This is a genomic window from Pantoea wallisii (assembly GCF_002095485.1).
GTDB classification, from domain to species: domain Bacteria; phylum Pseudomonadota; class Gammaproteobacteria; order Enterobacterales; family Enterobacteriaceae; genus Pantoea; species Pantoea wallisii.
In genome coordinates, this window is sequence record NZ_MLFS01000003.1 from 60,751 (window position 1) to 85,809 (window position 25,059).

Below are 25,059 nucleotides of genomic sequence, written 5' to 3' on the forward strand. Positions count from 1 at the left end.
GGGCCCGTCCCGCCTTGTTTTTCAGGAGTGACCAGGGAGGCTTGTATGTCCGCCTATCAAAGTATCAACCCCGCTAATAATCAACTGCTAAAAGAGTGGCCCGCACACGATGATGCCTATGCGCAGCAGGCGCTGCACACTGCTGATGCGCTGTACCACTCTGCATGGAGCAAAGGAGATATTCAGCCGCGCCTGCAGGTGCTGCATCGGCTGGCGGATTTGATCGATCAGCGTGCTGAAGAGCTGGCAACCATAGCCAGTAAAGAGATGGGTAAACTGATTGGGCAAAGCCGTGGTGAAGTGAAAATCTGCGCCAGTATTGCGCGCTACTATGCCGAACACGCTGCGACCTTTTTACAGGCACAGCCTTACCCGAGTGAAGTGGGTGATGCGTGGCTGGAGTACCATCCGATTGGCGTGATTGTAGCGGTTGAACCGTGGAACTTCCCCTATTATCAGCTGATGCGCGTTCTGGCGCCGAATCTGGCGCTGGGCAACCCGGTGCTGGCGAAGCACGCAAACATCGTGCCGCACTGTGCCGATGTGTTTGAAAAGCTGGTGCTGGAAGCCGGCGCGCCGCAGGGTGCCTGGACCAATCTGTTTATCTCCAGTGAGCAGGTTGCGGATCTCATCGCCGACTCACGCGTTCAGGGTGTTGCCCTGACCGGCTCAGAGCGCGCAGGTAGCGCTGTGGCAGAACAGGCGGGTAAGCATCTGAAAAAATCGACGCTGGAGCTGGGCGGTAACGATGTGTTCGTGGTGCTGGATGACGCAGACATCGACGAAGCCGTACGCCAGGGTGCACAGGGGCGTCTGAGCAACTGTGGCCAGGTGTGCACCGCCGCGAAGCGCTTTATCCTGCATGAGAAGATTGCCGATCAGTTTATGGCGAAATTCAGCGCAGCGATGCAGTCCGCGATACCGGGCGATCCGCTTGATGAAAAAACCACCCTGGGGCCGCTATCATCCAAAGATGCGCGTGACCGCCTGGCAAAACAGGTTGATGACGCAGTGCAGCACGGTGCAAATCTGGTATTTGGCGGTAAAGTGATTGAGGGCGTTGGCTGCTATTACCAGCCCACGGTCCTTACCGGATTGACGCCCGAGAACCCGGCTTACTATCAGGAGTTTTTCGGGCCGGTGGCGCAGGTGTACGTTGTGGCGGACGATCGCGCCGCGATCGCGCTGGCGAACGACTCCCACTATGGCCTTGGCGGCTCAGTCTGGACCCGCGATATCACACGCGGCCGCAACATGGCTTCGCAGATTGAGACCGGTATGGTGTTTATCAATTCACAGAGCGATACCGCAGCCGAGCTGCCGTTTGGCGGCGTGAAGCGCTCTGGCTACGGTCGGGAGCTGTCCGATCTCGGTCTGAAAGAGTTTGCCAACCAGAAACTGGTGGTTGTCGCCGGTTAAACCACACAAAAAACCCCGCCGCGGCGGGGTTTTTACATGGCGCTGTCGCTTAGTTACTGGCGGCAACTGGCTGCTGGGCCGGTTTGGCTTCAGCCTGTGACTTCTCTGGCACCGCATCCGCCTGAGCTTTCTGTGCCGCAGAGGCATCGGCTTTCGCCTTCTCTTCAGCCGCTTTCTGCGCAGCGGCCTTCTCTGCTTTAGCTTTATCGTCAGCGGCTTTAGCAGCTTTTGCTTTATCCTCGGCGGCTTTATCTGCTGCGGCTTTGTCAGCAGCCGCTTTGTCAGCAGCCGCTTTGTCCGCGGCGGCTTTGTCGCTGTTCGCGCTCTCTGCCGCCGGGCGATCGCTCTTCTCCGGCGTCTGCTCTGCTGGGGCGGCAGCCGGTGCTGGCTGTGCCGCAGGTGCCGCTGGCTGCAGTGGCGTGCCCTGCAACGCCGTGTTCAGCGCAGCGGTAAACTGATCCCAGCTGCAATAGCCGTTCGCATCGGTATCGCAACCGGCCAGCTGCAGCGTTACGCGCTTCGGCGGATTTTTCAGGCTCAGCACATCAGCGTTACGCAGCTGATCGGCCGTCTGATAGACGTATTCCACTTTCAGCAGATCTTTATTGTTTTTCGCATCGTGCCAGCGCTCAAACACCACCTGACCACCGATAGGCGTTTTCTCATCGTTGCCCGGCAGTTCATAAGGTTTCACCTGAAGCGCGCTGAGCAGTGAAGCGATGTTGGAGTCGTGACCCACCATCAGCGTCACTTTTGGCGCACTGGCTTTGTCCTGATCGACTAACTGGCTGCGGATATAATCCACCAGCGGAGCCGCGACTTCACGCGAGACGGTCGGTGAGGTGAACAGTGCATCCTGATAGCCGTTTTTGATAGCGGCCAGCTCTTTCCACTGCTCCGGGGTTTTGATCTGGCCCCAGGCAACCTGATCCGCCGGGAAACCTTCGTAATATTGCAGCGTAAAGGCATCCACCAGCGAATTACCAATCTTCAGCGGGCCGTTTACGCCAGGCTCTTTGCCGTTTTCAGCAGTAAAGGTGTTATCGCTGCTGCTGAGGTCGCACTGCTTTTTACCGTTGCAGGCCGGTGAAGCTTTGTAATCAACAATCTTTTCCAGGCGCTGCAGCGCCGGCTTCAGCGCCAGTTTCTCATTGGCAGCCGTCATTGCCGCCAGCGCCTTTTTGTTGAACGCTTCACTGTCATCGGTAATGACCGGGTTAAAGATGGGATCCATCGTGCCCATCGCATCCTGATGGGTTACCGCAACGTCGCAGCCCGGGAAGGCGCCGGTGACAAAGTACTGCGCGGTGGCCACGGTACGTTGCAGGCTGTTGGCGTAGACAAAGATGTTACTGCTATCCGGACAGGTCCCTTTCTCTACCAGGCCCTGCTGTGCCAGCCACTGACGGGTATAGTTACCCATATAGACTTCCAGCACGCCGCCTTTGGTGGTCAGCTCGCCACCGGCTACATCCCACTGCGGCCAGCTCTTCTTCGTGGATTGCTCCAGCACGCTGCCATTGTTAGCCAGCGGCGCACGCAGATTGTGACGACTCAGCATCAGTACCTGCTGAAGTTGCATATCCCCATCCGCAGCGTAAGCGGTCATGCCCACCGGAAGCGCCGCGATAACTGACAACGCGCAAAGACTCAGTTTCTTGATCATTGTGCCTATTCCATAATTCATCAGTGAAACACTCTGGCTTTCAAACGATTAGCCGGCCAAAGAGCGAATTACCGCACAGTGTAACTCAGCTTGCATCGGAAAATCGCCAGATGTTTGCAAAAACCGTGACTGGACTATAGCAGCAAACGCGTCTGCCGTTAGGTGCGGGCCGGTGACGGAAGAGCAAGGAGAGGTTTTTTCGGATTGGGTGAATGCTGAAAAGCAAAAAGCCCGCATCGCTGCGGGCTTCTTTAATATGGCGGAGGAACAGAGATTCGAACTCTGGGATGGTTTCCCATCGACGGTTTTCAAGACCGTTGCCTTAAGCCACTCGGCCATCCCTCCGGAAATCTTTTTGTAACGTCACTCTGTAAGAGTGATGGCGGAGGAGGAGAGATTCGAACTCTCGGATGGTTGCCCATCGACGGTTTTCAAGACCGTTGCCTTAAGCCACTCGGCCACCCCTCCGCAATGAGGCGCACTATAAACATCCCCCCGAACGATGTAAAGCGTCACGTGAATCGTTCGCCTGAAAAACCGCCAAAAATCTTTTTTTTGTCGTCAAAATCGCCATTCTGCTCAGCGAAACAGCGATTTATCGCGTAAAGAAGGGTAAAACGCCTTTTCTGTTCCACAGCCGCTGCGTATTCTCAGGCGATATTTGGTGTTCTCTCTCTTAAGGAGCGCATGATGGACAGAATTATTAGCTCGTCACAGCAGCAATCGTTAATCAGTACGCACAAAGTTCTGCGTAATACCTACTTCTTACTGGGCCTGACGCTGGCCTTCTCTGCCGTAACCGCCACGCTCAGCACCGTGTACGCCCTGCCCTCGCCGGGTTTGATCCTGATGCTGGTCGGGTTTTACGGTTTGATGTTTCTGACCTACCGTCTGGCCAATAGCCCGGCAGGCATTCTGGCCGCCTTTGCGTTCACCGGCTTCCTGGGATACTGCCTTGGCCCAATTCTCAGCGCTTTCCTGACGGCGGGCATGGGTGATGTGATCGCCATGGCGCTGGGCGGTACCGCGCTGGTGTTCTTCTGCTGTTCTGCCTATGTACTGACAACGCGTCGCGATATGTCATTCCTTGGCGGCATGATGATGGCTGGCTTTGTGGTACTGCTGGTCGCCGTCGTGGCAAATATCTTCCTGCAGCTGCCAGCGCTGCACCTCGCCATTAGCGCCCTGTTTATTCTGTTCTCTGCAGGCGCCATTTTGTGGGAAACCAGCAACATCATCCACGGCGGCGAAACCAACTATATCCGCGCTACCGTGAGCCTGTATGTGTCGCTGTACAACATCTTTGTCAGCCTGCTGAGCCTGCTGGGCTTCGCCAGCAAAGACTAAGGCTGTCGCTTTACCAAAACCCCGCTGCGGCGGGGTTTTTGCTTTTTAGCTGCCGGCGAATTTACAATAAGGCAAAAGGTGTAATGAGGAGTCAACGTGATTTTTGCCGGTAAAGAGATTGCCACTGATGCGGAAGGCTATCTGAAAAACAGTGCGGACTGGAGTGAAGAGCTGGCTGCGGCTATCGCCCAAAACGAAGCGATTGAGATGGGTGATGCGCACTGGGAAGTGGTGCACTTTGTGCGGGCCTTTTATCAGGAGTTTAATACCTCGCCCGCGGTGCGCATGCTGGTTAAAGCCATGGCGCAAAAGTATGGCGAAGAGAAAGGTAACAGCCGCTATCTGTTTCGCCTGTTCCCGGAGGGGCCGGCTAAGCAAGCAACAAAAATTGCCGGCCTGCCGAAACCGGCGAAGTGCCTTTAATCAGCCGGTGGTGAAGCGCGCCGGAAAGGTGGCGGGCTGATGCGGTTCGGCCAGCACCTTATCAACGCGTGCGCTGCGCGGCCCGCCCGCTTTTAACCACTCAATCAGCGCCTGAACCTGCTGCTCTTCACCGGCAGCCAGCACTTCAACACTGCCATCCTGCAGATTGTGCGCGTAGCCGGTCACGCCCAGCTCATTGGCCCGCGCCTGAGTGTAGTAGCGAAAACCCACGCCCTGCACCGTACCATACACCCAGATTTTGTAGCTTGTGGTCGCCATGGCGATCTCCCCATTGTGCGTTGCATTTTGCCGTCATCCACCGGAGAATGACGCCTCATTTTTTCAGGTAAGCATAGCAAATATGACCGTTCGATTGATTCTCGCTAAGGGACGTGAAAAATCCCTGCTGCGCCGCCATCCGTGGGTATTCTCCGGTGCCGTCGCCCGTATGGAAGGTAAAGCCCAGTCGGGTGAAACTATTGATGTCTGTGACAGCAATGGCAAATGGCTGGCCCGCGCCGCTTATTCACCGCAGTCGCAAATTCGTGCTCGCGTCTGGAGCTGGCAGCAGGATGAGTCAATCGACATCGCCTTCTTCGTGCGCGCTTTTGAGCAGGCACAGCAATGGCGCACCTGGCTGGCGCAACGTGACGGGCTGGACAGCTACCGTCTGATCGCCGGTGAATCTGACGGCATGCCCGGCGTGACTATCGATCGCTTTGGCGATTTTCTGGTCCTGCAGCTGCTGTCGGCGGGTGCCGAGTACCAGCGTCCGGCGATTATCTCCGCCCTGCAGCAGAGCTTCCCGACCTGCTCCATCTACGATCGCTCTGATGTTGCAGTACGTAAAAAAGAGGGTCTGGAGCTGGCTCAGGGCCCGGTATCGGGCGAGCTGCCACCGGCACTGTTACCGATTACCGAACACGGGATGAAGCTGCTGGTTGACATTCAGGGCGGTCATAAAACCGGTTACTACCTGGATCAGCGCGACAGCCGTCTTGCCACGCGCCGCTACGCAGAAAACGCCCGCGTACTGAACTGCTTCTCTTACACTGGCGGTTTCGCCGTTTCCGCGCTGCTGGGCGGCTGCCGCGAAGTGATCAGTGTTGATACCTCTCAGGATGCGCTGGATGTCGCGAAGCAGAACGTTGAGCTGAACAGCTTGATGTGTCGCGCGCGCAATTCGTGCGTGATGATGTGTTCAAACTGCTGCGTCGCTACCGTGACAGCGGCGAGAAGTTTGACCTGATCGTTATGGATCCGCCGAAATTTGTTGAAAATAAAAATCAGCTGATGGGTGCCTGTCGCGGTTATAAAGACATCAATATGCTGGCCATTCAGCTACTTAATCCCGGCGGGATTTTGTTGACGTTCTCCTGCTCTGGCCTGATGGCGACCGATCTGTTCCAGAAGATTATCGCTGATGCCGCCGTAGATGCCGGCCGTGATGTACAATTTATAGAGCAGTTCCGTCAGGCAGCCGACCATCCGGTGATCGCCAGCTATCCTGAAGGACTTTATCTGAAAGGATTTGCCTGCCGCGTGCTGTGACTTGAAAACGCTGTCCCTGCCACCATATTGGTAGCAGGGCAAAGTTTTGGGAGGTCACAATGATTGCCAGTAAATTTGGAATTGGTCAGCAGGTACGCCATCGTCTTTCCGGCGTGCTCGGCGTAATCGTCGATGTTGATGCGGAGTACTCGCTGGACGAACCTGAGCTGGATGAAGTCGGCGCAACGGAGTCGTTGCGCGCTGCGCCGTGGTACCACGTCGTGATGGAAGATGAAGAGGGCGAACAGGTGCACACTTATGTGGCTGAGATTCAGCTGGCGGGTGAGACCTCGTTTGAACATCCGGAACAGCCCTCTATGGATGAGCTTGCGGCTTCCATCCGGCAGCAGCTGCAGGCCCCGAGCCTGCGTCATTAATGATAACGGCGACCTGAGGTCGCCGTTTTTGCGTTACTGCACGGCGCGCGTCAATCCCAGCCGCGGAATCTCAATCTTCGGGCAGCGATCCATAATGACCGTCAGCCCGGCATCACGCGCCAGCACGGCAGCCTGTTCATTAATTATCCCCTGCTGCAGCCACAGCGTATTCGCCCCGATCGCAATCGCCTCCTGCGCGACGCCCCACGCGGCTTCTGCATTGCGAAACACATCCACCATATCGACTTTACCCGGGATCTCCGCCAGTGTGGCGTAAGCGGTTTGTCCCAGTAGCGTCTGTCCGGCCAGCTTCGGGCTCACCGGTATCACCTCATAACCTTGATCGAGCAGATATTTCATCACGCCATAGCTGGGACGGTCAGTGCGATCGCTGGCACCGACCAGCGCGATGCGTTTCGTGTTCGTCAGGACATCGCGGATGATTTGATCGTTCATACTTTTCTCCTTGTTTCGCTCTCAAGAGTGTAGAGGGCATCGGCGCGCAAAGTGCAAGCCGGGCGCGTGAAACTTTGCGCGGCAGCACGAATAAATATGTTAAAATGTAAATTTACTGCCATAATGTAATAATTTGCTACACATCGCCGTTATCCCCCCCTTTTCCGGGAGTAGAAATGAAGCTGTCTTTAGCTGTTACGGGTTTACTCGTGTTGCTCGTATCGGCGTCCTGCCATGCCATCACATTGAAGCTCGATCCGCAGATCGATCTGCTGGTGCTGGATGGGCGCAAAATCTCAGGCTCGCTGCTGAAAGGTGCGGATAGCCTTGAGCTGGAGCGCGGTCAGCATCAGTTTCTGTTTCGCGTTGAAAAAGCGGGCGCCGATGCCAGCCATTTCCAGTCTGTACCCATGATTGTGACCTTCAGCGCCGATGCGCATTCGGTGGCGATCCGTCTGCCCGCGCTGAACAGCCGTCGTGAACGTACGCATTTTGACAGGTCGCTCAATTTTCAGCTGATAGATGAACACGGTAATGAGATTGCCAGCATTCGCGATCGGTTGCCGCCAGACGACAGCAGTGATGTGGAACAGGCGATGGTGAAATATAACCGTACGGCCCAGGTGGCTTCGGTGCCGCGTTTCGCCCTGCAAACCGGCCACATCCCGGACACCAGCCTGAACCTCGATTTTGCCTGGCAGGACGCCAGCGATCTGCCCGCGCTTCAGCGCTGGTTTCAGCGTTTTGATGCCGCAACGCGCCTGCGTTTTATCAGCTGGATGAAAACCTTACGCGCAAGTTGATAGCAACGAAACGCCAGGGGTAAACTCGTGCTCTAACCTTAATGCCCGAGCAGAGACAGGAAGCCCTATGGAGCAGACCGTTCGTACCCTGAAAGTCCAGAAACACATTGCCCTCGTTGCCCATGACCATTGCAAAGCCTCGCTGCTGGAGTGGGTAAAAATCAACCAGAGCGCGCTGCAATCTCATGTGCTGTATGCCACCGGGACGACCGGTAATCTGATCAATCGCCATACCGGTCTGGACGTGAATGCCATGCTGAGCGGCCCGATGGGCGGCGATCAGCAGGTTGGCGCGATGATTTCTGAAGGCAAAATCGATGTGCTGTTCTTCTTCTGGGATCCGCTGAATGCGGTGCCGCACGATCCGGATGTCAAAGCGCTGCTGCGCCTTGCCACCGTGTGGAACATTCCGGTGCAACCAACCGCTCAACGGCAGACTTCATTATCCGGTCGCCGCTGTTTGCGGCAGAGAGTGCGATTCAGATTCCCGACTATCAGCGCTATCTGGCTGAGCGTCTGAAAGCCTGATCATCAGGCTTTACGACTCTGCGGCACACCCAGTTCGCGGAACACGTCCACAAACGCTGAAGGCCGCGCTTTATCAAACAGCAGCCACACCTGCTGGCGGGCGCGGGTCAGTGCCACGTACGCCAGCCGCCGCTCTTCGGCGTGTGCAAAGTCTTCGGGCTGCGGCAGTAATCCCTCTTCCATAATCGATTCACGCGCCTGCGCCGGGAAGCCGTCGCGCCCCTCGTGCAGCCCCAGCACAATGACAAAATCGGCCTGCTGCCCTTTGCTGGCATGGATGGTCATAAAATCCAGCGCTAACTTCGGCCAGCGCGTTTTGGCTTTATCCAGCACGGCCGGACGCAGATGGTGATAGCGTGCCAGTAACAGTATGCGCTCATCCGGTTTTGCATACCCGCTCAGCTTATCCAGCAGCGCCTCCAGCTGATCGTCCGGCAACAGCGTCACTGACTTTTTATTGCCTTTACTCAGGCTATTAAGCGGCTTACGTAACTGGTGCGGGTTCTGCTGCACAAAACGATTTGCAATGTCTCCGATACGATCGTTAAAGCGGTAGGTCGTATCCAGCACGCAGCGATCGCCTTCGCCAAAATAGTGATGAAACGCGGTGGTCAGGCTCATTTCGGCGCCGCTGAAGCGATAAATCGCCTGCCAGTCATCGCCCACTGCAAACAGACTGGTGCGCTTATTCTGCTGGCGCAGCGCGGTTAACAAGGCGGCGCGCTGCGGTGAAATATCCTGGAACTCATCCACCAGAATGTGTTTCCACGGGCTGATAAAGCGTCCTTTGTCGAGCACGGCAATCGCCTGATGAATCAGGCCGGAGAAGTCCACTGCGCCCTCCTCTTTCAACGCGCTTTTCCACGCTTTTAGCAGCGGCGCCATCAGCTTAACGCGCTTGCTGAAGTTATCACGCAGCGCTTCTGGTACATCAGCAATCATTGCCGCCTGCGCGCCGCCGTGCATGCGCATCAGCCCAGCCAGCGCTCCAGCCGGGAAGCCAGCCGCTGCGCCAGCTTGTCATCCTGCCAGAAAGGCCCTTCCGGTACATCCCACGCCAGCTCGTCCTGCAGCCACTGCCGCCAGCCGCTGGCCTGCGCTTTCTTGCTTTTGCACTGCTCGCGCCAGTTATCGATAAGCAGCTGCCGGCGCGCCTTGCTGTCGCTCTCCAGCTTACTGATGACCGGCTGTTTGTTACTACCTTCGCGAATGATATGCAGCGCCAGCGCGTGGAACGTACGCGCCTGAATGGCGCTGTCACCGAGCCGCGCCTGTATACGTTCGTTCATCTCCTCCGCCGCCTGACGGCCAAACGCCAGCAGCAGAATTTGCTCCGGCTGCGCCAGCCTGCGCTGCATCAGCCAACCAGCACGCGCCACCAGCACCGAGGTTTTCCCGCTGCCCGCGCCCGCCAGCACCAGCAAGGCGTCTTCGCCATTGACTACAGCTTCACACTGGGAAGAATTAAGCGGCGTGGTTTCCACGGTAGAAAAGAATTCGTGAAAATGGCTGATGACTTCGCGAGTCCACTGGCGATTACGCGCGCGAATAGCGGTTTCACCCTGCTCCAGCCACTGCTGGCAAAATTGCCACTGCTCGCGGCAGTTATCGAAATCTTCCAGGCGCGCGAGCGGCAGCGGCAAGGCGGCAAACTGTCGGGTTATACTCTCTTTAATGTCCGCCAGCTCACTGCGCTTCAGCCAGCGATCCTGTTCAGTGAATGTGATGATCTCCTGCTGCAGCGCTGTCAGCACCTGCGCGCTGACGTCGCTCATCTCCTGGCTCCACTGCTGCCAGGCGTGCTGCAGATAGTGGAAAAAGCGCTGGGTCTCCTGCCACTCGGTGCCGTGCAGACGTACCACTCTCTCCTCCGGCAGGTGGAACTCCAGTTCGCCCCAGACCATACCGCGTTTACAGGCGATGCTCAGCAGCTGGTTGAACGGAATAAGATATTCATGGCGATCGCCACTGACTTCCACGCCGGCCGCCAACAGACGCACCCGATTATAGGGGTGCTGCGCCAGCCGTTTGCCCATGGATGTAGCTTTTAGTTCCATCTTCGCACCGTCATGTGGAATGCAATTATCGCGCAGTTTACCTGTCAGACTCTTACCGCTCCAGCCTTAAAGAGGCTAAACTGGGCGACACATATTGCGGATTGCAAAAGGAAAATGCGTTATGCGCACCGTGCTTAATATTCTTAATTTCATACTGGGTGGTTTTATCACGACCCTGGGCTGGCTATTTGCGACGCTGATCAGCATCGTGCTGATTTTTACGCTGCCGCTGACGCGCTCATGCTGGGAGATCACCAAACTGTCGCTGTTACCGTTTGGCAATGAAGCGGTACACGTCGATGTGCTGCGTCCGGACAGCAAAAGCCATGTAATGAACGCCGGCGGAACCTTTCTGAACCTGTTCTGGCTGATCTTCTTTGGCTGGTGGCTGTGCCTGATGCATATCTCCACCGGCATTGTGCAGTGTCTGAGTATTATCGGCATCCCCACCGGCATTGCGCATTTCAAGATTGCGGCGATTGCGCTGTGGCCCGTTGGTCGCCGTGTGGTCTCGGTTGAAGAGGCGCAGGCCGCGCGTGAAGCGAACGCGCGTCGTCGTTACTGAGGCGAATAATGATGCATGATGCTTCACCGGGCTGGCGACGTTACCTGTTCAACAGCAGTCTGCGCTATCTGCTGCGCATTTTCTTTGCGCTGGCGGGTTGCGCGGCTTTTCCCTGGTGGCTGCAGCAAATTGAGTGGACCATCCCGCTGACGCTGGGCGTTGTGGCGGCGGCGCTGGCCGATCTTGACGATCGCTGGACCGGACGCGTACGTAACCTGGTCATTACCCTGCTGTGTTTCTGTATCGCTTCCGTTTCGGTTGAGCTGCTGTTTCCCTATCCCTGGGCCTTCGCAGGCGGCCTGGCGCTCTCCAGCTGGGGATTTATTCTGCTGGGCGCGCTGGGCCAGCGCTATGCGACCATCGCCTTTGGCGCGCTGCTGATTGCGGTTTACACCATGCTTGGCATCGGTCTGTTTCCGCAGTGGTGGATGCAGCCCGCGCTACTGCTGATTGGCGCGCTCTGGTACAACCTGCTGACGTTTATTGGCCACCTGATGTTCCCGGTGCGCCCGGTGCAAGAGCAGCTGGCCGCCAGTTTTTCCCAGCTGGCGCGCTATCTGGAGGCCAAAGCCAATCTGTTTGATCCGGATGGCGGTGAGCAGGATGACGCGGCGCTGATCGCGACTGCCATGGTCAACAGCGCCCTGGTGGCACAACTTAATCAAACCAAGAGCACCATCCAGAGCCGTCTGCGCGGCGACCGTGGCTCACGCAGTACCCGGCGCAGCCTGCACTACTACTTTGTGGCGCAGGATATTCATGAACGCGCCAGCTCCTCACATCTGCAATACCATCTGCTGCGCGATGACTGGCGCTATAACGAAGTTCTGTTTCGCTTTCAGCGACTGCTGAATATGCAGGCGCAGGCGTGTCGCCAGCTGGCGGAGAACATTGTGCTGCGGCAGCGCTGGCATCATGACAGTCACTTCGAGCGTAGTTTCGAGCGGCTGGAGAGTACCCTGCAGCGTCTGCAGCAGCAGGATCCCGAAGCCACTCATATCCGGCCGCTGTTCTGGCTGCTGCGCAACTTACGCGCTATCGATGCACAGCTGGCATCGATTGAATCCGAACAGATACTGGCCGAGCCGCTCACACCAGCCGACATTAATCTTTCGCGCGAAGGGCTGAGCGGCTGGGCAGATATACGCCTGCGCCTGAGCCGCCATCTGAGTCCGTCCTCTGCGCTGTTCCGCCATGCGGTGCGCATGTCGCTGGTCCTGTGCGTAGGCTATGCGTTTATCCAGATCACCGGCCTGCATCGTGGCTACTGGATTTTGCTTACCAGCCTTTTTGTGTGCCAGCCTAACTACAACGCTACGCGACGGCGGCTGGCGCTGCGTATCGGTGGCACGCTGGCGGGCATCGCCATTGGGCTGCCGGTGCTATGGCTGGTGCCGTCGATCGAAGGCCAGCTCATTCTGATTGTGCTCAGTGGCGTGCTGTTTTTTGCCTTCCGTCAGATTCAGTACGCCCAGGCCACGCTGTTCATCACGCTGCTGGTGCTGCTGTGCTTTAATCTGCTGGGTGAAGGTTTCGACGTGGCCCTGCCGCGCGTGGTGGATACGCTGCTTGGCTGCGGTCTTGCCTGGCTGGCGGTGGCCTTTGTCTGGCCGGACTGGCGCTTCCGGCAGCTTAGCACCGTGGCCGATCGCACCCTGAATGCCAACTGCCGTTACCTGGATGCCATCATGGAGCAATATCACCAGGGCAAAGATAACCGCCTTGCCTACCGTATTGCGCGTCGTGATGCTCACAACGCCGACGCGGAGCTGGCTTCTGTGGTCTCCAACATGAGCAGCGAGCTGAAACTGCAGCAGCCGCTGCGGGAAGATGCGTTTCGCCTGCTCTGCCTGAATCACTCCTTCCTGAGTTACATCTCTGCGCTCGGCGCCCACCGCGATCGCCTGCCCGAAGGCGAGCTACTCCAGCTGCTGGACGATGCGGTATGTTTTGTCGAGGACGTACTGCAAATTGAGCGCGTCGATGAAACCCAGGCCAATGCGATGCAGCAGGCGTTAATGCAGCGCCTCAGCGCACTGAAAAACGCTGCGGAAGCGCAGGCTCCGTTGGTTATCCAGCAGCTGGGATTACTGATTGCCCTGCTGCCTGAAATCGCCCGCCTGCGCCGTACGCTCGCCAGTCGCTAAGGGGATAGTCGCTCCCCGGCTGCGTGCTGGCGGAGCGTCTTCTGGTACCAGACGCTGAGCTCTTCGCGCACCGCCGCCGGCAGCGCGGCCTCATGATGCCCGGATATCGCACCCTCCAGTGCCAGCAGGGTCTTTAAGCCAATATCTTTATTCAGGGCACGCAGTTTTAGCCAGCTTTCACGTGAACCGGTTTCGTACAATAGTCTGACCGAACTGATGCCCACCTTGTGTAGCATCAGCTCCAGGCGCAGGCTGAGATTGGGCAGATCTTTTAGCCTCAGTGAGACATGTCTGGTGGCTGCTTCATCCTGTGCGGCCTGCAGTGAGCTGGCCGAAAGCCGCAATAATTGATCTTTGTCCTGCCACAGTTGTTGATCCACTTTAAAGTAGCTCAGCGTGACGGGCATACCGCGTTTACGATACACCAGCGGCTCCATGGGTCGCTGCGTGGCGTAATGCTGAAGCGCCTCGCTGGCACGCAGGTAGAGCGCATCGTCGTTAATATAGGCAAAAACCACCTTCTCAACGGCCAGCGCGTAACCACCAAACTGAGTGCGGGATTCGATTTTACCCAAGGCTGCCAGCTGGGCTTTTGATCGTTCAACTACCGGGTTACTTCTCTTCATAACGTCCCCTTATTCTGATTCCATGCGCGGGAAATTTCCTATAAAAGCTCGGATATTCATTCAGTTAGAAGATAGAAAAAACGATTTAGCTGTTCAATGAATAAAAGCGTTTCAGACCGGATCTTGTGCAGAATTTGCGAGGCATTTTCAGAAATTGAGGTTGATCTTTGTTCACGAAGCCAGTACTGTACATCCATACAGTTCATTACTGAGTGATTAAAAATATGCGTACTCACTTCTCTGGCCCTGCCGATCGTTCCCGCCGTTTCGCTGCTTCCGGCTTAACGCAATCCTCTATGGGGGGAATCACGGAATTACGCTATAGCGAACAACCGGGTATGATGCCGTTGCTGCTGTTGCCGGTTCTGAAGCAGCTGAGTGCGCAGTCACGGTGGCAGCTGTGGCTGACGCCAGCCTGCAAACTGAATCGCAGCTGGATGCAGCAGTCCGGATTACCGCTGGAGAAGAGTATGCACATCACACAATCAGCGCGCTTCAGCACGGTTGAGAGTATGGTAAAAGCGCTGCGCACAGGAAATTACAGTGTGGTTCTGGCGTGGATTCCGTATGAGTTAACGGACAGTGAGCGTCTGGAACTGGAGCAGGCAGCAACAGAAGGCGAAGCGCTGGGGTTAATTATGCGACCACAGGGTCACGATCGCGCCTTCTCCAGACAATCAAATGCAGCAAAAATTCCCTCAGATTTGTTTCATTAAGTAAAAGTAAGATTTTTCTCAGGATTTTTTTTACAGAAGTTGCGGCTAACCCACTGATTCTTTTCCCGCCAGCTTTGACAATGGGTTAGCGACATTTTCCTTTTTCTGTAGCGAAAATTTTGCCATGTCATTTGTTAAAATGTGTGTATAAATCCCTGTTTTTTTATCTTCCGGCGTCACATCATACTTGTAAGTTTCCAATCTCGTTGTAGACTTTACCTCGCCAGGGTGCTCAATAACCTCCGTTTTTTTTCGGTAGAGTCATAAGCGAGCGTTCAGACCCGGCGAAGGATTACAACCAAGAGCAACTTTTTTGCTCATTGCCTATTTGGATGATAACGAGGCGCAAAATGAAAAAGACAGCTATCGCAATTGCAGTGGCACTGGCTGGCTTCGCTACCGTAGCGCAGGCCGCTCCTAAAGATAACACCTGGTATACCGGTGCTAAACTGGGCTGGTCTCAGTACCACGATACTGGTTACTACGGTAACGGTTACGCGAACAACGACGGTCCAACTCACGAATCTCAGCTGGGCGCAGGTGCATTCCTGGGCTATCAGGCGAACCCATACCTGGGCTTCGAGCTGGGCTACGACTGGCTGGGCCGTATGCCTAACAAAGGCAACGAAGTAAATGGCGCGTTCAAAGCACAAGGCGTTCAGCTGGCTGCTAAACTGAGCTACCCAATTGCTGACGATCTGGACGTGTACACCCGTCTGGGTGGTATGGTATGGCGTGCAGACTCTACTCAGGCTAATGTTGCTAACGGCACTCGTATCAGCGATCACGACACCGGCGTTTCTCCGCTGGCTGCTGTAGGTGTTGAATACGCACTGACCAAAAACTGGGCTACCCGCCTGGACTACCAGTGGGTTAACAACATCGGTGATGCAGGTACTGTTGGCGCACGTCCAGACAACAGCATGCTGAGCGTTGGCGTTTCTTACCGTTTCGGTCAGGATGAAGATGCAGCACCTGTTGTTGCTCCGGCTCCAGCACCAGCTCCGGTTGTTGAAACCAAGCGTTTCACCCTGAAGTCTGACGTTCTGTTCACCTTCAACAAAGCAACCCTGAAGCCAGAAGGCCAGCAGGCTCTGGATCAGCTGTACAGCCAGCTGAGCTCAATGGATCCGAAAGACGGCTCTGTTGTAGTACTGGGCTTCACCGATCGCATCGGTTCAGAGCAGTACAACCAGAAACTGTCTGAGAAGCGCGCACAGTCTGTAGTTGATTACCTGGTATCTAAAGGTATCCCTTCTAACAAGATCTCTGCACGTGGCATGGGCAAATCTAACCCGGTTACTGGCAACACCTGTGACAGCGTGAAAGGCCGTAACGCCCTGATCGACTGCCTGGCGCCAGACCGTCGCGTTGAAATCGACGTGAAAGGTATCAAAGACGTTGTAACTCAGCCACAGGCTTAAGTTATCGCGTAATAAAAAACCCCGCTTTGGCGGGGTTTTTTTTATGGCTGCTATGTAATCAGCTGACACGCGGCAAACGCTGCGCTTAGCGCTTAGCTCTTATCCGCGTCGCCCTTCCCGAGGATAGCCTGCAGATCCTGTTTTAGCGTTGACATCTGGCTGGCATACTTCTCTTTACGCTCTGCATCTTCAATCAGCTGTACGATGGTCTCAGAGAGCGTACTGCTGCGCCGTTGAGCCAGCCCCGCAAGACGCTGCCACACCAGATACTCCAGATCGATCGATTTCTTGCGCGTGTGCTGATGTTCAGCATTGAAATGGCGTTTGCGGCGCGCACGGATCGTCTGCTTGAGGCGATTTTCAAGGTCAGGATGAATGTGCTGCGCAATCCAGTCGCCCACTTCAGTTGGACGATTCTCAATCGCCAGCAGCTCATTCACGGCCGCCTGCGCAGCGCTTAGCTCCAGATGACGGGTGATCAACTCCCCTTCCCGATGCTTTTTCACCAGGTATTTCCACTTCCATCCACTTTCAAGATTTTCGAGTTGCTGGTATTTCATCGGAATCTCATCGTGATCACGTAACAATCTAAGAATAACAGCTTTTTTCCTGGATGCAGCAAGGAAAAACATGTTGTGGACGTCACAATTCGGGCCAGAACTCCACAGTGCTTAACCAGGCTGATTCCTGTATAATCGCGCTTTTCCTGAATCAGACTAATGCGAATATTTTGACCAGCTCTCAAATTACGTGGCAAGCCCTGCAGCCGGATAACACCCGCTACCAATCCATTTTTTCTACCGTCTCCCTGGAAGAGTGCGATAGTCTTGCCGCGGTTCAGCCGCGTCTGCTGAATGCGCTGGCGCATTTACATCATCAAACGCTGGGTTTCCCGCTGCTGCTGCTGCGCAGTCAGGAGAACAGCGATTATCTCGCCTGTATTGCTGAAGCTGCGCGCCGCTTCCAGCCTGATGAAACGGCCCTGTACGGCGGTGATTACCATATCATGGGCGATACCGTCAGCCTGCTTCCGCCTGCGGATGCCAGCCGGCCGTTCACCAGCCGTGGCGGCGTGCATTTTGCCGACTGGGTTGAGTCCGAACAGCTGTTTGGCTGCGTGCGCCAGTACAAAGATCGCGTGCAGCTGGAGCCGGGTCTGCTGCATCGGGCAAATGGCGGCACGCTGATTCTGTCGATCAATACCCTGCTGTCGCAGCCTTTGCTGTGGCTGCGTCTGCGTAAGTTTATAGAACAGGGCCGCTTTGACTGGTACTCCCAGGATGAGCGCCAGCCACTGCCTCTCACCATCCCCTCCCTGCCGCTGCAGCTGCGTCTGGTGCTGTGTGGCGATCGTGATGCGCTTGCCAGCTTCCAGGAGCTGGACGTTGAAGTGCATGAGATGGCGCTCTACAGCGAGTTCGAAGAGAACCTGCAAATCGTTGATGAAGAGGATATGACGGCGTGGTGCCAGTGGACGCTGACGCAGGCCAGACAGGCCGGTTTAGCCGCGCCGGAAGCCGATTTCTGGCCACCGCTCATCAATGAAGCCGTGCGCATGTCCGGCGATCAGGAGACGCTGCCGCTCTGCCCGCGCTGGCTACGCCGTCAGTTACAGGAAGCGTCGCTGCACGGCGAAGCGATAAATGCTGAAGCGCTGAAAGATGCGCTGGAAGCCCGTCAGTGGCGTGAAAGCTTCCTGGTCGACCGTATGCGCGATGAGATCCTGTTCAACCAGATCATGATCGAGACCGAAGGCGAAGTGGTGGGTCAGATTAATGGCCTCTCTGTGATTGAGTTCCCCGGCCATCCACGTCCATGGGGTGAACCGTCGCGTATCACCTGCGTGGTACATCCGGGCGATGGGGAGTTTACCGACGTAGAGCGTAAAGCCGAGCTGGGCGGTAATATTCACGCCAAAGGTATGATGATCATGCAGGCATACCTGATTGCCGAACTGGAGCTTGAGCAGCAGCTGCCCTTCTCCGCTTCGCTGGTGTTTGAACAGTCCTACTCCGAGGTCGACGGGGATAGCGCTTCACTGGCCGAGCTGTGTGCGTTAATCAGCGCGCTGGCAAATCAACCGCTCAGCCAGCACATCGCCGTCACCGGTTCGGTCGATCAGTTTGGTAATGTGCAACCAGTTGGTGGTCTCAATGAGAAGGTTGAGGGCTTCTTCCATATCTGTCAGGCACGCGAGCTGACCGGCAAACAGGGGGTGATTCTGCCTGCCAGTAACCTGCGCCATCTGAGCCTGAGCCAGGATGTGGTCGATGCGGTGCAGCAGGGTCAGTTCCACATCTGGGCGATTGAGCGCGTCGACGAAGCGCTGCCGCTGTTAACCGGTGTCGTCTGGCAAAGTGAGAGCGGTGAATCGTTACTGAATACCATTCAGGAGCGCATTACACAATTTAATCAGCAGGAGTCACGCCCGCGCGCATGGCCGTTACGCTGGCTTAACTGGTTTAACCACAACTGATAGCATTGCTCAGCGTACAACTGTTCGCTAATATTCGGACTTCACTAAAAGAAGGCATATTGAGAACATGGTAGATAAACGCGAATCCTATAGCAAAGAAGACCTGGTTGCCTCAGGGCGCGGCGAACTGTTTGGCGAAAATGGCCCGCCGCTGCCGTCCGACAACATGTTGATGATGGACCGTGTCGTCAAAATGACTGAAGACGGTGGCAGCTTCGACAAAGGCTACGTGGAAGCCGAACTGGATATCCGCCCTGACCTGTGGTTTTTTGATTGCCACTTTAAAGGCGATCCGGTAATGCCTGGCTGTCTCGGTCTGGATGCGATGTGGCAGCTGGTAGGTTTCTACCTTGGCTGGCTGGGCGCGGAAGGTAAAGGCCGTGCGCTGGGCGTGGGTGAAGTGAAATTCACCGGTCAGGTTCTGCCGACGGCGAAAAAAGTGACCTATAAAATCCACTTCAAACGCGTGATCAACCGCAAGCTGGTGATGGGCGTGGCCGATGGCGAAGTGTTTGTTGACGGTAACCTGATTTATACCGCAACGGATTTGAAAGTGGGTCTGTTCAAAGATACCTCTGCTTTCTAAATCCGCTAACGAAAACCTCCGCACGCAGCGGAGGTTCATTCCCTATCGATAGACATCCGGCAGTGCTAGGCCACCGCCGACCTGTCCTCCATGGCTTGTCGCCAACCTCCCAACCAGTGAGACCGGGCATCGATCAGTTGATAAGGGCATAGCTCCTTAGAGCGGCCTGTAATGCCGGCCTGATAGCCTCGAGAATGTGCTCGTTCCAGGCGGTCTCTCTTCTGTCTCTTCATACCTCGTTTCCCTCATTTCAGGTCTGGTGGAATCTGGTGGAAAGATATAGAGTGGCGAATTAATGTTCAGCCACAATAATGTTCTAACCTCAGCGCACCGAAAGGTCAATGCGCAAAATTCACGCCAATGTCATCTGAATGACCTTAAAAAGACATAATAATTTGTCAACGCAGCGTATATCTGGCTGATTCGCCAATAAAAAAGTCCCTGACTGACGCGCTATCGCAGCACGGCAATTCAGAGACTTAGCATAAGCTTCGAACAATTCCTAATTTAGTGCGACTACGCCATTAGCAATTTGCTGTGCCGTCTGCTGCCAGCCAAGCGCTAAAGTGCGCACCAGCGCATCGTAGCCATCTTCCGTTTGCGGCAGCGTAAAATTGAAGCCGCGTTTGATAAGATGCCCTTGATGCTGCAGCAGCCACTCACCGCTGACCACCACCTGGCCATCATAACGTCCCTGGAACCCTGTGACGTTAACGTTGAGCGTGTCGTGCGTGTCACCCACCGGTTTGCTGGCCACCAGCCGACCCGGCAGCGCCTTGCTCAGATTAGTGACCAACGTCTGCTGTAACTGTTGATCCAGCGGGCTGGCCCACAGGTTATTGGCGGCGATAACATATTTTACATCGCTGGTCTGATAGACCAGCCCGTTACCTGCCAGATAGTCCGGCACGCTGACCTGCTCAACCCATATCATCGGCTGGTCGCTGCCGGCTTCACTCCGCACGCTCGCCACACTGCTGCCCGCAGGCAGCTGATAGTAAGTGGTATCAATGGTGCTGCTGCACCCTGCCAGCAGCAGCAACGCGCCGATAATCAGCCCTTTTTTCACTGTTTCGCCCTCTTTGGCTGTGGGTCCTGACCCGGTTTTGCTTCAAACACCAGTGCGTTGCTCTTTGCATTGAGCGTTTTCAGCACCGGCTGCAGTTCACGCAGAACCTGATCCAGACGCTGCATATCACCCACCAGCTTGTTATAGGCGGGCGAGCCCGGCTGCAGCCCTTTCATGCTGCGATTCAGCTCGCGCAGCGTTTGCTGCATATCCGCTGGCAAGGTTTTCATCGCCGGGCTGCCGGTAATTTGATTAAGGTTATTCAGCGTCTTCTGCATCTGCTGCAGCGTGCGCTGGCTCTCTTTCAGGGTGCCGGTAGCCTCATTCAGCATCGGATTGAGTGGCAAGGCGTTGATCTTATCCAGCGCGGCCATCAGCTTCTGCTGAATCTGGCTCAGCCCGCCGCTTACGGTTGGAATCACCTCCAGTCCGGCCACCTCGTTCGGGCCTTTATAGGCGGGCGCATTGTCATAGAAGTCGAGATCGACAAACAGCGCGCCTGACAGCAGGTTGCCGGTTTTCAGCGTGGCGCGCAGTCCGCGTCGCTTACCATCCTGCAGATGCTTCTCAAGATTGAAGTCCCCACCCAGCCGGCTGATAAAGCGATCCGGCTCAATACGGATCAATACCGGCACGCGATAGTCGGTATTCAGCGCCTGGTTTACACCCGGAATCATATACGGCACCTGCGCCACGGTACCCAGACGAATGCCACGGAACTCAACCGGCGCCCCCACCTGCAGGCCGCGAATGGAGTCCGTGAAGAACATCAGGAAATCAGTATGCGCGGTGTAGAGCGAATCCTGAATGCTGCGCTGATCGTCAAACAGATGGTAATCGCTCTGGTTTTTGGCCAGCTCGCCCAGCTCCCAGCCGTCCGGAACGTCGAAACTGACGCCGCCGCTGAACAGCGTGGTCAGCGAGCCCATCTCGACGCGCATGCCGGAGGCCGACATGTCCACGGCGATGCCGCTGTCCTTCCAGAAGCGCACGTTAGTGGTGACCAGTCGATCGTACGGCGCGGCGATAAACAGCTGATAAGTCATCATGCGCTTATCGGTGTCGAAGCTGCTGGTCTCCACCGTCCCTACGCGATAGCCCCGGAACAGCACCGGATCGCCCGCATTCAGCTGACCGGCTTTTTTGCTATCAAGAATGACGCGGATGCCTTTCGCATCCGGCGGCGCCAGCGGCGGTGCATCCAGCAGCTGATAGTGCTCCGGCTGCTCGCCCTTTGCGCCCGGCTGCAGTTCGATGTAGGCGCCCGAGAGTAACGTGCCAAGTCCGGTGATCCCTTCACGCCCAACCTGCGGTTTCACTACCCAAAACACGCTATCTTTATGCAGCAGTTTTTCCATGCCGGCGTTCAGGCGCGCAGTGATCTCAACGTGATGCAGATCATCAGTCAGTACCGCGCTCTCAACCGTGCCGATATCCACGCTGCGGCTCTTTATGGTGGTTTTACCGGCAACGATGCCCTCGGCACTTTCGGTAATCAGGGTGACCTGCGGGCCCTGATGGCTGAAGTGATAAAACAGAATCCATCCGCCGATTAACAGCGTAACAATGGGTACGATCCAGACCGGCGACCAGCGTTTAATCTGGTCGATGTTAGCAATGCCGTGTTGATTGTCCGTCAAGACGCGGCTCCTTAGGTTCAGTTTCCTGTAGGCGATCCCAGATCAGTCGCGGGTCAAATGCCATGGCGGCGAACATTGTTAGTATCACCACCAAAGCAAATAACAGCGCGCCCGGCGCAGGATAAACACTCATCAGCTGGCCCATACGCACCAGCGCAGAGAGCACAGCGATAACAAACACATCAATCATTGACCAGCGGCCAACAAACTCCACCACCTCATAAACCAGGTGCATCTTCTCGCCATCGCGCCGGCCGCGTCCGCTGGCGTGCCAGCAAAGCCAGCCAATCGCCACCATCTTCAGCGAAGGCACCATAATACTGGCGATAAAAATTACCAGTGCAACCGGCCACGAGCCGTCGCTCCACAGCAAGATCACCCCGGACATAATGTTGGAGGGATATTGCGAGCCAAGTGTCTCCGTCACCATGATCGGCATGATATTCGACGGGATATACAACATCACCGAGGTCAGCAGCAGCGCCAGCGTCCACTGCAGGCTGTGCCGACGGCGCGGCGCGGCGTTCACGCCACAGCGTGGGCAGTGTGGCTGTGCGGCAGGCAGAATGGCAGTACAGCAGGGGCAGCTGCGTAATCCCTGCTGCAAGCCACTGATACCCGCCTGCGGCTGCCGCGGTAAAGGTGGCAGCGGATCGATACGCTGCCACACCCAGCGGCGATCGACGCACTGGAATGCCCGTAACTGCAGTACACAGAACAGACACCACGGCCAGAAGCTGCTGCCCAGGCCAATTTCACCGTAGGCCATGAGCTTAACGAAACTCACCAGCACGCCCGCCATAAAGATTTCCGCCATGCCCCAGCTACGCAGCTGGAACAGTATGCGCGCCAGCCCCAGCCGCAGGCTGTGCGGCATGCGTACCGGGTTTACCAGCAGCAGAATGGTGATCATGCAGAACGCCGGTATGCCCTGCACGAACAGCATAAACAGCGTGGCGAGACTGCGATAATCCTCACGCACCATCACCTGTGGGATCTGTGGCAGCGATATCTGGCTGCTCAGTCCGGCAACGTGCATGGTGATAAAAGGGAACAGGTTCGCCAGCAGCAGCATAAACAGCGCCGCCAGCGCATAACCTGTAGGGCGTTTACGCGGCTCATGCCAGTTGGCGATGAGCGTGGTATGGCAGCGCGGACAGCGTGCGCGACTGCCCACCGGTACGGCGGGCAGTTTTACGGTTAAATCACAGTGTGGGCAGAGCATCCAATGCTGCGCCTGATGCGTTGCACACATGCTGATGTCCTCTGCGTTATGCGCCGTTTTTTAGCGCTTCCAGCTCTTCCCAGCGCTGAAATGCTGTCTCCAGCGCCTTCTCGGTCTCAGCCAGGGCATCCAGTACCGGCTGCGTCTTGTCATGCGGCTGGCTGAAGAAATCCGGATGGCTCATCTGCGCCTGGAGTTCACCAATGCGCGTCTCCAGCTGCTCCAGCTTCTGCGGCAGCTGTTCCAGCTCGCGCGTCAGGTTATAGCTTAGCTTGCCGGCGCTGCGTTTGGCGGACTCGTTTTTCTCAGCCGGTTTTGCCGCCGGCGTTGCCGCTTTCACGGCCGTTTTGGTTTGCTTATAGGCGGCACGCTGCAGCTGCGCATCATGGTACCCGCCGACAAACGCACCGATTTCACCGTTGCCTTCAAAAATCCAGCACTCGGTAACGGTGTTATCGACAAACTGACGATCGTGGCTCACCAGCAGCACGGTGCCCTGATAGCCATCCACCAGCTCCTCCAGCAGCTCCAGCGTCTCCACATCCAGGTCGTTGGTCGGTTCATCAAGAATCAGCAGGTTGCTGGGCTTGAGGAACAGACGCGCCAGCAGCAGGCGGTTACGCTCACCACCGGACAGCGCACGCACCGGCGTCATGGCGCGTTTGGGATGGAACAGGAAGTCCTGCAGATAGCCCAGCACATGGCGCGGTTTACCGTTGACCATCACCTCCTGCTTGCCCTCGGCCAGGTTATCCATCACGGTTCTGTCCGGATCGAGCTCGGCGCGGTGCTGGTCAAAGTAAGCGATCTCAAGCTTGGTGCCGCAGTGCACCCGGCCGCTGTCGGCTTTGAGCTGGTCAAGCATCAGGCGCAGCAGCGTGGTTTTCCCGCAGCCGTTCGGGCCGATAAGCGCAATTTTGTCGCCACGCTGTACCTGGGTGGAGAAATCGTGTACCAGCGTTTTGCCCTCTACGCTGTAGTTCACGTTCTCCAGCTCAAAGACAATTTTGCCGGAGCGCGCCGCTTCGCCAACCTGCATGTTGGCTTTGCCCATTACGTCACGGCGCTCTGAGCGTTCGCGACGCAGGGCTTTCAGCGCGCGTACGCGCCCTTCATTACGGGTACGGCGCGCTTTAATGCCCTGGCGAATCCACACCTCTTCCTGCGCCAGCTTGCGATCGAACTCAGCGTTCTGCATCTCTTCAACCCGCAGCGCCTCCTCTTTACCGACGAGGAACTGATCGTAATCACCCGGCCATGACACCAGCTTACCGCGATCCAGATCGACGATACGCGTCGCCATATTGCGGATGAAGGAGCGGTCGTGCGAGATAAATACAATGCTGCCGGTGAAGGTCTTCAGGAAGGTCTCCAGCCAGTCGATGGTTTCGATATCGAGGTGGTTGGTCGGTTCATCCAGCATCAGCACGCGCGGGTTACTCACCAGCGCGCGGCCCAGCGCCGCTTTACGCAGCCAGCCGCCGGAGAGCGAAGAGAGCTCGGTATCCGGCGCTAAACCAATCTGCTGCAGCACATCGTTGATGCGCGAATCAAGCTGCCACAGGTTCTGATGATCCAGAATCGTCTGCAGGCGGCCCATCTCATTCAGGTTCTTTTCACTCGGGTCTTCCATCACCAGATGCGAGATCGCGTGATAGGCCTTGAGATGTTCAGCCTGCTCGGCAACGCCCTCGGCCACAAAGTCATACACCGAACCGGTAATGTTGCGCGGCGGGTCCTGCTGCAGGCGGGAGACCACTAAGTCCTGCTCATAAATAATACGGCCATCATCCAGCGGCTGCTCGCCGTTGATGATCTTCATGAGCGTGGACTTACCGGCACCGTTACGGCCAACCAGACAGACGCGCTCGCCCTCTTCGATATGCAGTTCGGTGTTATCCAACAGCGGCGCATCGCTGAATGAGAGGTAAGCGCCATGGATACTGATCAGAGACATA

Annotated in this window: 21 protein-coding genes, 2 tRNA genes and 3 pseudogenes; 13 read left to right on the forward strand and 13 right to left on the reverse strand. The window is 56.4% G+C overall.

From position 1 onward, the window contains the following. The first annotated feature begins 45 nt into the window (after nucleotides 1–45). Nucleotides 46–1,419, forward strand: a complete 1,374-nt coding sequence (locus HA48_RS01695; protein ID WP_128599497.1) for an NAD-dependent succinate-semialdehyde dehydrogenase — start codon at nucleotides 46–48, stop codon at nucleotides 1,417–1,419. 49 nt (nucleotides 1,420–1,468) lie between these two features. Here HA48_RS01695 and agp read toward each other — a convergent pair whose 3' ends face one another. The 3 genes from agp to HA48_RS01710 form a co-directional block, all read right to left on the reverse strand. Then, the gene (agp, locus tag HA48_RS01700) at nucleotides 1,469–3,085 is read right to left on the reverse strand and encodes a bifunctional glucose-1-phosphatase/inositol phosphatase (RefSeq protein ID WP_208613093.1); all 1,617 of its coding nucleotides are present in this window, start codon (nucleotides 3,083–3,085) and stop codon (nucleotides 1,469–1,471) included. Nucleotides 3,086–3,342: 257 nt separating this feature from the next. Next, nucleotides 3,343–3,430: transfer RNA gene (locus tag HA48_RS01705), tRNA-Ser, on the reverse strand. 35 nt (nucleotides 3,431–3,465) lie between these two features. After that, nucleotides 3,466–3,553, reverse strand: a tRNA-Ser gene (locus HA48_RS01710). A gap of 222 nt (nucleotides 3,554–3,775) precedes the next feature. Between HA48_RS01710 and yccA the strand changes: the two genes are divergently transcribed. Both yccA and tusE read left to right on the forward strand, forming a co-directional pair. Next, nucleotides 3,776–4,432 (forward strand): FtsH protease modulator YccA, encoded by a 657-nt coding sequence (gene yccA, locus HA48_RS01715; RefSeq protein WP_128599499.1) that lies wholly within the window; start codon nucleotides 3,776–3,778, stop codon nucleotides 4,430–4,432. Nucleotides 4,433–4,528: 96 nt separating this feature from the next. Beyond that, entirely contained in the window at nucleotides 4,529–4,855 is a 327-nt protein-coding gene (gene tusE / locus HA48_RS01720) for a sulfurtransferase TusE (RefSeq protein WP_128599500.1), read from the forward strand. Here tusE and yccX read toward each other — a convergent pair whose 3' ends face one another. After that, nucleotides 4,856–5,134: an acylphosphatase gene (gene yccX / locus HA48_RS01725; protein WP_128599501.1), complete on the reverse strand. Its 279-nt coding sequence runs from the start codon at nucleotides 5,132–5,134 to the stop codon at nucleotides 4,856–4,858. An 82-nt stretch (nucleotides 5,135–5,216) separates the two neighbouring features. On the opposite strand from yccX, the pseudogene rlmI reads away from it, so the two are divergent. Next, nucleotides 5,217–6,406: pseudogene (gene rlmI, locus HA48_RS01730) on the forward strand (23S rRNA (cytosine(1962)-C(5))-methyltransferase RlmI). Between the two features lie 59 nt (nucleotides 6,407–6,465). Further along, on the forward strand, nucleotides 6,466–6,783 hold the full coding sequence (gene hspQ, locus HA48_RS01735) for a heat shock protein HspQ (RefSeq protein ID WP_128599502.1): 318 nt from the start codon (nucleotides 6,466–6,468) through the stop codon (nucleotides 6,781–6,783). A gap of 33 nt (nucleotides 6,784–6,816) precedes the next feature. Here hspQ and HA48_RS01740 read toward each other — a convergent pair whose 3' ends face one another. Then, nucleotides 6,817–7,239: a CoA-binding protein gene (locus tag HA48_RS01740; RefSeq protein WP_128599503.1), complete on the reverse strand. Its 423-nt coding sequence runs from the start codon at nucleotides 7,237–7,239 to the stop codon at nucleotides 6,817–6,819. Nucleotides 7,240–7,415: 176 nt separating this feature from the next. On the opposite strand from HA48_RS01740, the gene HA48_RS01745 reads away from it, so the two are divergent. Next, nucleotides 7,416–8,042, forward strand: coding sequence for a YccT family protein (locus HA48_RS01745; RefSeq protein ID WP_128599504.1), 627 nt, complete (start codon nucleotides 7,416–7,418; stop codon nucleotides 8,040–8,042). Nucleotides 8,043–8,109: 67 nt separating this feature from the next. Further along, nucleotides 8,110–8,570 (forward strand): annotated as a pseudogene (locus tag HA48_RS01750) (methylglyoxal synthase). A gap of 3 nt (nucleotides 8,571–8,573) precedes the next feature. Here HA48_RS01750 and helD read toward each other — a convergent pair. After that, nucleotides 8,574–10,627, reverse strand: a pseudogene (gene helD / locus HA48_RS01755) (DNA helicase IV). 121 nt (nucleotides 10,628–10,748) lie between these two features. On the opposite strand from helD, the gene HA48_RS01760 reads away from it, so the two are divergent. Both HA48_RS01760 and yccS read left to right on the forward strand, forming a co-directional pair. Continuing rightward, nucleotides 10,749–11,192, forward strand: coding sequence for a YccF domain-containing protein (locus HA48_RS01760; RefSeq protein ID WP_128599505.1), 444 nt, complete (start codon nucleotides 10,749–10,751; stop codon nucleotides 11,190–11,192). A gap of 8 nt (nucleotides 11,193–11,200) precedes the next feature. Further along, complete coding sequence (gene yccS, locus HA48_RS01765) at nucleotides 11,201–13,339, forward strand: YccS family putative transporter (protein WP_128599506.1); 2,139 nt, start codon at nucleotides 11,201–11,203, stop codon at nucleotides 13,337–13,339. On the opposite strand, the gene HA48_RS01770 is transcribed toward yccS, so the two are convergent. After that, complete coding sequence (locus tag HA48_RS01770; protein ID WP_128599507.1) at nucleotides 13,336–13,965, reverse strand: TfoX/Sxy family DNA transformation protein; 630 nt, start codon at nucleotides 13,963–13,965, stop codon at nucleotides 13,336–13,338. The two genes, yccS and HA48_RS01770, sit on opposite strands and share 4 nt — an antisense overlap. Before the next feature lie 224 nt (nucleotides 13,966–14,189). Between HA48_RS01770 and sulA the strand changes: the two genes are divergently transcribed. Continuing rightward, entirely contained in the window at nucleotides 14,190–14,681 is a 492-nt protein-coding gene (gene sulA, locus HA48_RS01775) for an SOS-induced cell division inhibitor SulA (RefSeq protein WP_128599508.1), read from the forward strand. 350 nt (nucleotides 14,682–15,031) lie between these two features. Beyond that, the gene (gene ompA / locus HA48_RS01780) at nucleotides 15,032–16,105 is read left to right on the forward strand and encodes a porin OmpA (protein WP_128599509.1); all 1,074 of its coding nucleotides are present in this window, start codon (nucleotides 15,032–15,034) and stop codon (nucleotides 16,103–16,105) included. Between the two features lie 92 nt (nucleotides 16,106–16,197). Here the strand turns inward: ompA and matP are convergent, their stop codons facing one another. After that, nucleotides 16,198–16,665: a macrodomain Ter protein MatP gene (gene matP, locus HA48_RS01785; RefSeq protein WP_139807973.1), complete on the reverse strand. Its 468-nt coding sequence runs from the start codon at nucleotides 16,663–16,665 to the stop codon at nucleotides 16,198–16,200. Nucleotides 16,666–16,718: 53 nt separating this feature from the next. Between matP and HA48_RS01790 the strand changes: the two genes are divergently transcribed. Then, nucleotides 16,719–18,581, forward strand: coding sequence for an AAA family ATPase (locus tag HA48_RS01790; protein ID WP_128599511.1), 1,863 nt, complete (start codon nucleotides 16,719–16,721; stop codon nucleotides 18,579–18,581). Between the two features lie 67 nt (nucleotides 18,582–18,648). Next, nucleotides 18,649–19,167 carry a bifunctional 3-hydroxydecanoyl-ACP dehydratase/trans-2-decenoyl-ACP isomerase gene (gene fabA / locus HA48_RS01795; protein WP_128599512.1) on the forward strand — a complete coding sequence of 173 codons (519 nt, stop codon included), beginning with the start codon at nucleotides 18,649–18,651 and terminating at the stop codon, nucleotides 19,165–19,167. 65 nt (nucleotides 19,168–19,232) lie between these two features. On the opposite strand, the gene rmf is transcribed toward fabA, so the two are convergent. From rmf to HA48_RS01820, 5 genes are all read right to left on the reverse strand, one after another. Continuing rightward, on the reverse strand, nucleotides 19,233–19,400 hold the full coding sequence (gene rmf / locus HA48_RS01800) for a ribosome modulation factor (protein WP_071668711.1): 168 nt from the start codon (nucleotides 19,398–19,400) through the stop codon (nucleotides 19,233–19,235). A 269-nt stretch (nucleotides 19,401–19,669) separates the two neighbouring features. Then, on the reverse strand, nucleotides 19,670–20,236 hold the full coding sequence (gene pqiC / locus HA48_RS01805; protein WP_128599513.1) for a membrane integrity-associated transporter subunit PqiC: 567 nt from the start codon (nucleotides 20,234–20,236) through the stop codon (nucleotides 19,670–19,672). Then, nucleotides 20,233–21,876 carry an intermembrane transport protein PqiB gene (pqiB, locus tag HA48_RS01810; RefSeq protein WP_128599514.1) on the reverse strand — a complete coding sequence of 548 codons (1,644 nt, stop codon included), beginning with the start codon at nucleotides 21,874–21,876 and terminating at the stop codon, nucleotides 20,233–20,235. The genes pqiC and pqiB overlap by 4 nt, the downstream gene beginning before the upstream one ends. Beyond that, the gene (pqiA, locus tag HA48_RS01815; RefSeq protein ID WP_128599515.1) at nucleotides 21,848–23,131 is read right to left on the reverse strand and encodes a membrane integrity-associated transporter subunit PqiA; all 1,284 of its coding nucleotides are present in this window, start codon (nucleotides 23,129–23,131) and stop codon (nucleotides 21,848–21,850) included. The genes pqiB and pqiA overlap by 29 nt, the downstream gene beginning before the upstream one ends. A gap of 16 nt (nucleotides 23,132–23,147) precedes the next feature. Continuing rightward, complete coding sequence (locus HA48_RS01820) at nucleotides 23,148–25,058, reverse strand: ABC transporter ATP-binding protein (protein ID WP_128599516.1); 1,911 nt, start codon at nucleotides 25,056–25,058, stop codon at nucleotides 23,148–23,150. Between the last annotated feature and the right edge of the window lies 1 nt (nucleotide 25,059).